At 69.4% G+C, this 7,742-nt stretch carries 8 protein-coding genes and 2 pseudogenes; 6 read left to right on the plus strand and 4 right to left on the minus strand.

Annotated elements, in window-relative coordinates:
- Positions 1-381 (minus strand): annotated as a pseudogene (locus tag AB8Z36_RS22340) (FAD-binding protein); the annotation flags it as partial.
- Between the two features lie 40 nt (positions 382-421).
- Here AB8Z36_RS22340 and AB8Z36_RS22345 point away from each other — a divergent pair.
- A pseudogene (locus AB8Z36_RS22345) lies at positions 422-1,255 on the plus strand (electron transfer flavoprotein subunit alpha/FixB family protein); the annotation flags it as partial.
- 12 nt (positions 1,256-1,267) lie between these two features.
- Here the strand turns inward: AB8Z36_RS22345 and AB8Z36_RS22350 are convergent.
- On the minus strand, positions 1,268-1,825 hold the full coding sequence (locus tag AB8Z36_RS22350) for a CAP domain-containing protein (RefSeq protein ID WP_369215139.1): 558 nt from the start codon (positions 1,823-1,825) through the stop codon (positions 1,268-1,270).
- 29 nt (positions 1,826-1,854) lie between these two features.
- Positions 1,855-2,181, minus strand: a complete 327-nt coding sequence (locus AB8Z36_RS22355) for an Atu4866 domain-containing protein (protein ID WP_369215140.1) — start codon at positions 2,179-2,181, stop codon at positions 1,855-1,857.
- A gap of 151 nt (positions 2,182-2,332) precedes the next feature.
- Here AB8Z36_RS22355 and AB8Z36_RS22360 point away from each other — a divergent pair, with 151 nt between their 5' ends.
- The gene (locus AB8Z36_RS22360; RefSeq protein ID WP_369215141.1) at positions 2,333-3,166 is read left to right on the plus strand and encodes a helix-turn-helix transcriptional regulator; all 834 of its coding nucleotides are present in this window, start codon (positions 2,333-2,335) and stop codon (positions 3,164-3,166) included.
- 162 nt (positions 3,167-3,328) lie between these two features.
- Positions 3,329-4,390: an NAD(P)/FAD-dependent oxidoreductase gene (locus tag AB8Z36_RS22365; protein ID WP_369215142.1), complete on the plus strand. Its 1,062-nt coding sequence runs from the start codon at positions 3,329-3,331 to the stop codon at positions 4,388-4,390.
- Between the two features lie 10 nt (positions 4,391-4,400).
- Here the strand turns inward: AB8Z36_RS22365 and AB8Z36_RS22370 are convergent, their stop codons facing one another.
- Positions 4,401-4,970: a helix-turn-helix domain-containing protein gene (locus tag AB8Z36_RS22370; RefSeq protein ID WP_037762577.1), complete on the minus strand. Its 570-nt coding sequence runs from the start codon at positions 4,968-4,970 to the stop codon at positions 4,401-4,403.
- 124 nt (positions 4,971-5,094) lie between these two features.
- On the opposite strand from AB8Z36_RS22370, the gene AB8Z36_RS22375 reads away from it, so the two are divergent.
- From AB8Z36_RS22375 to AB8Z36_RS22385, 3 genes are all read left to right on the plus strand, one after another.
- Entirely contained in the window at positions 5,095-6,597 is a 1,503-nt protein-coding gene (locus AB8Z36_RS22375; protein ID WP_369215143.1) for an MFS transporter, read from the plus strand.
- A 41-nt stretch (positions 6,598-6,638) separates the two neighbouring features.
- A complete protein-coding gene (locus AB8Z36_RS22380; protein ID WP_369215144.1) occupies positions 6,639-7,289 on the plus strand; it encodes a class I SAM-dependent methyltransferase in 651 nt (216 codons plus the stop codon).
- A 53-nt stretch (positions 7,290-7,342) separates the two neighbouring features.
- Positions 7,343-7,742 (plus strand): oxidoreductase (locus AB8Z36_RS22385; protein ID WP_440581969.1); only part of this gene is annotated, 400 nt, incomplete at its 3' end.

Genomic DNA, 7,742 nt, shown 5'->3' on the forward strand with positions numbered 1-7,742 from the left:
CTGGCCGACCTGGTTGGAGTGCGGATACCAGCCCGCGTCCACCGCGGCACGGGAGGCACCCACGGCCGCGCCCAGGGAGTCGGCGAGGTTCTCGATGAGCGAGAAGTTCTCCGCGCCGTTGACCCCGAGGCCGCGATCGTGGTCTCCGGCGGCCGCGCCCAGGGAGTCGGCGAGGTTCTCGATGAGCGAGAAGTTCTCCGCGCCGTTGACCCCGCGGCCGCCGGAGACCACGATCGCGGCCTCGGTCAGCTCCGGGCGGCCGGTGGACTCCCGCGGGGTCCGCGCGGTCTCCTTGGCCTCGGCCGAGGACGGCACCAGCACCGCCACCGGCGCGACCGCGGCGTGCGCCGCCTGCAGCGCGTCCACCTTGGGCACCACCGAATAGTCGGCGAACTCCGCCGCCTCGGCGGTCAGCACCCGCACCGCGCCGYGCTCGGCCGAGCACGGCGCGGTGCGGGTGCTGACCGCCGAGGCGGCGGAGTTCGCCGACTATTCGGTGGTGCCCAAGGTGGACGCGCTGCAGGCGGCGCACGCCGCGGTCGCGCCGGTGGCGGTGCTGGTGCCGTCCTCGGCCGAGGCCAAGGAGATCGCCGCCCGGCTGGCGGTGCGCCTGCAGTCCGGGATCATCACCGACGCGGTGGACCTGGAGGCCGGTGAGGAGGGTCCGGTGGCCACCCAGTCGGTGTTCGCCGCCTCCTACACCACCAAGTCCCGCATCACCCGCGGCACGCCGGTCATCACCGTCAAGCCCAACTCCGCCGCGGTGGAGGCCGCTCCGGCCGCCGGAGCGGTGGAGGCGCTGGAGGTCACGTTCTCCGCGCAGGCCACCGGCACCAAGGTCACCGCGCGGACCCCGCGGGAGTCCACCGGCCGCCCGGAGCTGACCGAGGCCGCGATCGTGGTCTCCGGCGGCCGCGGGGTCAACGGCGCGGAGAACTTCTCGCTCATCGAGAACCTCGCCGACTCCCTGGGCGCGGCCGTGGGTGCCTCCCGTGCCGCGGTGGACGCGGGCTGGTATCCGCACTCCAACCAGGTCGGCCAGACCGGCAAGTCGGTCTCCCCGCAGCTCTACATCGCCTCCGGCATCTCCGGCGCCATCCAGCACCGAGCGGGCATGCAGACCTCCAAGACCATCGTGGCCATCAACAAGGACGCCGAGGCCCCGATCTTCGACCTCGTCGACTACGGCGTGGTCGGCGACCTCTTCGAGGTCGTCCCCGCCCTCACCGAAGAGATCAAGACCCGCAAGGGCTGACCCCGTACGCCTTCAACGGCTCTCGGCGAGGTCCAGCGTCCACCAGGGCCCGGCGCCGGAGTGCACGGCTCCGGCCGCCGCTCCGACACCGGCGTGGGTGAAACCGCAGGTGAGCATCGCTTCGCGGTGAGAGGGGCTGTCCAGCCACGCGGCCACGACCGCTTCGGGGGTGTCGGGCCCCGCAGCGATGTTCTCGGCCGTCTGCTGGGCTCGGTACCCGCTGGCCCGCACCCGTTCGGCGGGCGTGCTGGACCCCGCGCCCGCGTGGGAAAGCCGCCGGTTGCGCGCCATGTGCACGCTGTGCGACTCGGCTGCCCTGGTGAGCGCCACGCTGAGATGCACGGGGGCGCAACCGGCCCTGTCCCGGGACCGGTTGACGGCGGCGAGGACGCGCAGTGCGGTGCGGTGGCCGGGGGCGTCATCCGCGATGCGCGCCGCCCGCGTGGCCTGGGCGGGCGGCGGGCCCGCCCAGGCGGGGTGCGCACAGCCGAGAAGCGTTGCGACGGCCAGGGCACACGCCGCCCACGACGGGCGGCGCGGTCCGGTGGCCCGTTCCGCGCCCTCATTCATGACATTTCACCCGCTTTATTAGCATAACGTCACGATATGTCACTTACGGTACCGGATGGGGAAGCCGCCTCTTCCCGGTAGAGCACGAGATGTTCGTGGTAGAGCACGCCGTCGCGAATGTCGCCCGTCGCGGTGAACCCCGTGTCGTCGACGTAGTCGAGGTGGCTTCCGGTGACGGTGTAGCGGCCGGTGTAGGCGCTGCGCCGGTTGCCCCGGGCCTCGTCGTACCGGCCGTTCGCCAGCAGTTCCTGGCGGATGTGACCGTCGGCGGTCACCCACATCCCGACCACGTCGGCGTCGGCATGGGCGTTGGCACGGGCGTTGGCATTGTCGTTGGCGTTGGCGTTGCTCTTCATGTGCGGAGTCCTTTCATGGCGGGGCGCTGTCTGCGCCAGCCGTCCTGCCCGACCGAGTCTGGGCAAGTCACGGGCGTACGACCAGGACGCCCACTGCCTGGGTGCACCACACCCAGGCAGTGGGCCGGGCCCCCGGCCTAACCTTGACGGCATGACCGACAACCATCTGGGAGAGTTCCTGCGCGCACGCAGGTCAGCCGTTCAGCCACAAGACGTCGGCATGGCCAGTTACGGCCTGCGCCGGGTCAGTGGCCTGCGCCGCGAGGAGGTCGCCGTCCTGGCCGGAGTGAACGCGGACTACTACACCCGCCTGGAACAGGGCCGCGAACGCCATCCCTCGGCCCAGGTGCTCGACGCGCTCGGTCACGCCCTGCGCCTCGACGCGGACGCCCGCGCGCATCTGCACCAGCTCGCCGGGACGGCGCCGGTCAACCAGTTCACCCACACCACCGACCGGGTCAGCCCCGCCCTTCGCCAGCTCATGGACGGCTACCCGGGCGCCCCGGCGTTCGTCATCAACCGGACCTTGGACGTCCTGGCGGCCAACGCCATGGCCGAGGCCCTGCACTCACCCTTCGAGCGGATGGACAACCTGGCCCGCATGGCCTTCCTCGACCCGGCGGGCAGGCAGTTCTACACGCGGTGGGGTGACACGACCGCGATCCTGGTGGGCCACCTGCGCCAGGCCTCCGGACTCGACCCGGACAGCCCCCGGCTGCACGAACTCGTCCGGACGCTCACCGAGCGCAGCACGGACTTCACCCGTCTGTGGAAGACCCACGCCGTGCACGGCAAGACGCAGAACGCCAAGCACCTCCTGCACCCGGATGTCGGCGCCTTGACCCTCACGTACCAGTCCTTCGACGTACGTGACGCCCCCGGCCAGCAACTCATCATCTACCAGGCCGAGTCGGGCAGTGCCAGCGCCCAGGCCCTGAGTCTGCTCGGCTCCATCCACGCGACGTCGCAGCGGGCGGCCACCTAGGACTTGTCCGGCCGAGCATGTGACTACTTCGCCGTCGTGCCGGATGCCCCGGCGCCGCAGAACTCCGGTGTTTCCTGAATATAGAGGCAGGCAAGGGGAGTGTTCCTTGCCGAAATGGCACGAAGAATAGCGTTCGGCGCGCGAGGGCCGCACGGTTTCGGCATGACAAACGATCTGGGTTCTGACGTGTTTGACGTGCTGGTGATCGGCGGCGGAGTCGCTGGTCTTTCGGGGGCGCTGACCCTCTCCCGAGCGCGGCGCTCTGTCTTGGTGCTCGATTCGGGAGAGCCCCGCAATGCGCCCGCTGCTGCAGCGCACGGCCTGCTGTCCCGCGACGGGGTGGCTCCCCTGGAATTGCTGCGCGCGGGTCGGGTGGAGGTCCAGATGTACGGCGGTGTCGTGGTCTCGGAGTGGGCTGTGAACGCGACCCGTGCAGACGGGCTTTTCGGCGTCGAGACGGAGAGCGGCAAGGTCTTCCGGGCCCGCCGCCTGCTGGTCACCACCGGACTGGCGGACGAGCTGCCAGAGCTGCCGGGACTGTCCGAGAGGTGGGGGAGGGATGTGCTGCACTGTCCGTACTGCCACGGCTGGGAGGTCCAGGACACCTCTGTCGGTGTGCTGGGCACGGGAGTTGCTTCGATGCACCAGGCGTTGCTGTTCCGTCAGTGGTCCAGCCGGGTGACTCTCTTTCTTCATACCGGCCCCGAGCCCGAGGAGGAGCAGTGGGAGCGGCTGGCCGCCCGCGGCATCGAGGTCGTGCACGGTGAGGTGGCCGGTGTGGAGGTCACCGACGGCAAACTGAGCGGTGTCCGGCTCGACTCTGGGCTGCTGATTCCCATGCAGGCGCTGGTGGTTGCCCCTCGCTTCGCTGCCCGTAGCGCTCTCCTCGCGGGGCTGGGCATCAGCCCGGTGCCGCACCCGATGGGCTTGGGTACCTATGTGCCCGCCGACGCTATGGGAGCAACCGAGGTTGCGGGCGTGTGGGTTGCTGGGAATGTCGCTGATCTGATGGCGGGACTTGCTCAGGCTCAGTCCCAGGGGGTGACCGCAGCCGCCGCCATCAACGCCGATCTTGTCAACGCGGATGCGGATGAGGCCGTCGCGCGCCTGCGAGCGGCCCCGCCCGGCGGCCCATTCAGTGCCGCGAGCGATGCGATGGTCACGGAACGCGTTCTGGGGGTGCGACGGCGCGGCCTCGATTCCCTGCTGCCGGACGCCGAGTGAGTGCAGTGCGTTAGCCCGGGTGAGCCTTGAGATGGGCCCGCTCGCCCTGCTTGCCGAAGATGATCAGCAGCTCGACCGGCCGGTCGTCGTCCGGCCCGAGCCAGTGCGGCACATGTGTATCGAACTCCGCTACCTCGCCTGGTGCCAGAGTTACTGATCGCTCACCGAGCAGAAGCCGCAGCCGGCCGTCCAGGACGTAGATCCATTCGTAGCCTTCGTGGACGTTGAGCTCTGGCTCGCCCGCAGACGGAGCGATGACGAGCTTGTGGGCGTGCAGGCTTCCGGCGCGACGGCTGAGCGGAATGTAGGTCATGCCGCCTCGTGTAACGGGGCGCAGGTGAACGCGTGGGTCGCCGGTCTCCGGCGCTCCGACCAGATCGTCGAGGGGCACCTGGTAGGCGGCTGCGAGGGGGAGCAGCAGTTCCAGGTTGGCTTTGCGGCTCCCGCCTTCCAGGCGGGACAGCGTGCTCTCTGAGATGTCCGTCGTCTTGGAGAGCGCGGCCAGGGTGAGTCCGCGCTGCTGGCGCAGTGCCCGCAGGCGCGGACCGATGCCGGTAAGGACCTGCTCGATGTTCTTCATGGCTTCACATTGCCGAAACGGCATGAGGTTTTGCAAGCCTGCCGGGCTGAGGGTCACTCTCCATCTGACGCGGCACACACGGCCGCCCCGCACACATCCTCCACTTGTTCAGGAGAACTCTCCGATGACCAGCCCCGCTCGCCGCGCCACCGCGGCGACCGACCCTGCAGCGGCCGACCCACACCGGTGGATGACACTGATCGTGGCATCCGTCGCGACCCTCATGGTTGTCCTCGATGTCTCCATCGTGAACATCGCCCTTCCCCAGGCCCAGAGCGACCTGGGCATGAGTGACACGAACCGCCAGTGGATGATCACCGCATACGCGCTGGCCTTCGGCGGACTACTGCTGCTCGGCGGCCGGATCGCCGACTTCATCGGCCGTAAGAAGGCGCTGCTCCTTGGCCTGCTCGGTTTCGCCGTCGCCTCCTTGCTCGGCGGCCTGGCCCCCAACCCGGGCACGCTGTTCACCGCACGAGCCCTGCAGGGCGCTTTCGCCGCAGTCCTCGCTCCCGCCGCACTTTCCCTGATCACTGTCGCGTTCACCGACCAGAAGGAGCGCGCCAAGGCATTCGGGATCTTCGGTGCCTTCCAGGGCGGAGGCGGCGCGGTGGGCCTGCTGCTGGGAGGCGTCCTCACCGAGTACGCAGGATGGCGCTGGTGCATGTACATCAACATCCCCATCGCTCTGGCCGCAGTGCTCGCAGCCCGCCACTACGTCCGTGAAAGCCGCGCAGCGGGCGACCGCCACTACGACATCCCCGGAGCCGTCCTGGTGACGGGCGGGCTCGTCTCGCTGGTCTACGGATTTGCCCAGGCAGCGGACGGCGGCGGCTGGACGGACCCGACGACGCTCGGGCTCCTCGGCACTGCGGTAGTCCTGCTGACCGCGTTCGTCGTCGTCGAGCACCGCAGTACGCACCCGCTGCTGCCGCTGCGGGTGATCCTCGACCGATCCCGCGCCGGCGTATTCCTCGCCAACCTCCTCATCGGCGCCGGCATGTTCGGCATGAACCTGTTCATGACCTACTTCCTCCAGGTCAATCTGGGCTACACGCCTCTACAGGCGGGCTGTGCGTTCCTGCCCTTCAGTATCGGCATCATTGCCACCACCACCCTGGGCGCCCCTCTGGTCAACCGGTACGGCCCCAAGCTCCTCATGGCCGTCGGCACCACGCTTGCCACCGCAGGGCTGCTCTGGCTCACCCGACTGGACGCCGCATCGGGCTACACCGGTGAGGTACTGCCGACCCAGATCCTGGTCAGCGTCGGCGTCGGATTCTTCTTCCTCGCCGGCCCCAACATCGCACTCTCCGGCGTCAATCCGCACGATGCGGGCGTCGCCAGCGCCGCCCTGAGCACCAGCCAGCAGATCGGCGCAGCGCTGGGCCCCGCCCTTCTCAACACCCTCTACATCTCGGCCGTCACCGGCTACCTCGCCTCACACACCACTACACCCGGCGAAGCCGCCAAGAACCTCCAGCTCGAAGCGTTCCTGCACGGCTACCGCATTGCGTCCATCGTTGCCGGAGTCCTCTTGGCAGCCGCACTCGTCGCTCTCATCACCCTGGTGAAGTCCCCCAAGGGCGCTGCCGGCACCGCGACTGCCGCCCCCTCCGTCCACTGACCCTCGCGCATACCCAGGTCACTCGAAGGAGACATGCCGCCATGGACGAATTCACACGCGAGATCCACGCCGTCAGCGACGCTGCCCGGTTCTGGGAGCACCTCTACCGCGGCAAGGACGGCGTCTGGAAGAACACGGCCAATCCGCTGCTCGCCGAGACCGCCGCACACCTGCCGCCAGGGCGCGCCCTGGACCTGGGATGCGGCGAGGGCGGCGACTCGCTGTGGCTGGCCACGCACGGCTGGCACGTCACCGCCGTCGACATCGCGCCCACCGCGCTGCGCCGCACCGCACAACTCGCCGCCGACAACGGCGTCGAAGGACGCGTGGAGACACAACAGCACGATCTGGCAGCCGAGTTCCCCAGCGGGGCCTTCGACCTCGTATCCGCCCAATACCTGCAAACGCCCTACGCGTTGCCGCGAGCCGAGATACTGCGCCGCGCCGCCCACCAGCTCGCCACCGGCGGGATCCTCCTCATCGTCGATCACGGCTCGGTACGCCCCTGGGCATGGAACACCGACCCCGACACCCACTTCCCCAGCCCGGCGGACATCTACGACGGCCTCGACCTCGACACCGGGCAGTGGATCCCCCAGCGCCTGGCCACCCCCCAGCGCGTCGCCACCGGGCCCGACGGACAGACCGCAACGGTCACCGACACCGTCGTCGCCGTGCGCCGCATCGCATAACCCGCACCTCGTGCCCCGTCACGAATGCTGAATCCCCACAGGAGCCACCTTTCATGAACGACCTCTTCGAGCCCGTCACCATCGGCAAGTGGACGCTGAACAACCGCATCGTCATGGCCCCCATGACCCGCAACCGTGCCACGCCGGACGGCGTCCCCACCGACCTCATGGCCACCTACTACGCCCAGCGGGCGACCGCCGGCCTGATCATCACGGAGGGAGTGCAGCCCAGCGCCGTCGGACAGGGCTACATGAACTCACCCGGCCTGCACACTCCCGAACAGATCGAAGCCTGGCGAGGTGTCGCTCAAGGCGTGCACCAGGCCGGGGGCCTGATCGTCGCGCAGCTCATGCACGCCGGAAGGATCTCCCACCCGGACAACAAGCACCAGGCCGAAACCGTCGCTCCCAGCGCCATCGCCGCCCCCGGCGAGATGTTCACCGCCACCGGAC

The sequence above is a fragment of the Streptomyces flavofungini genome (assembly GCF_041028215.1).
Classification (GTDB): Bacteria; Actinomycetota; Actinomycetes; order Streptomycetales; family Streptomycetaceae; genus Streptomyces; species Streptomyces flavofungini_B.

Excerpts from the sequence above, each read along its gene's own strand:
- AB8Z36_RS22355 (WP_369215140.1), bottom strand. The coding sequence starts at position 2,181 with ATGAAGAGCAACGCCAACGCCAACGACAATGCCAACGCCCGTGCCAAC.
- AB8Z36_RS22350 (WP_369215139.1), bottom strand. The coding sequence starts at position 1,825 with ATGAATGAGGGCGCGGAACGGGCCACCGGACCGCGCCGCCCGTCGTGG.
- AB8Z36_RS22380 (WP_369215144.1), top strand. The coding sequence starts at position 6,639 with ATGGACGAATTCACACGCGAGATCCACGCCGTCAGCGACGCTGCCCGG.
- AB8Z36_RS22365 (WP_369215142.1), top strand. The coding sequence starts at position 3,329 with ATGACAAACGATCTGGGTTCTGACGTGTTTGACGTGCTGGTGATCGGC.
- AB8Z36_RS22375 (WP_369215143.1), top strand. The coding sequence starts at position 5,095 with ATGACCAGCCCCGCTCGCCGCGCCACCGCGGCGACCGACCCTGCAGCG.
- AB8Z36_RS22360 (WP_369215141.1), top strand. The coding sequence starts at position 2,333 with ATGACCGACAACCATCTGGGAGAGTTCCTGCGCGCACGCAGGTCAGCC.
- AB8Z36_RS22370 (WP_037762577.1), bottom strand. The coding sequence starts at position 4,970 with ATGAAGAACATCGAGCAGGTCCTTACCGGCATCGGTCCGCGCCTGCGG.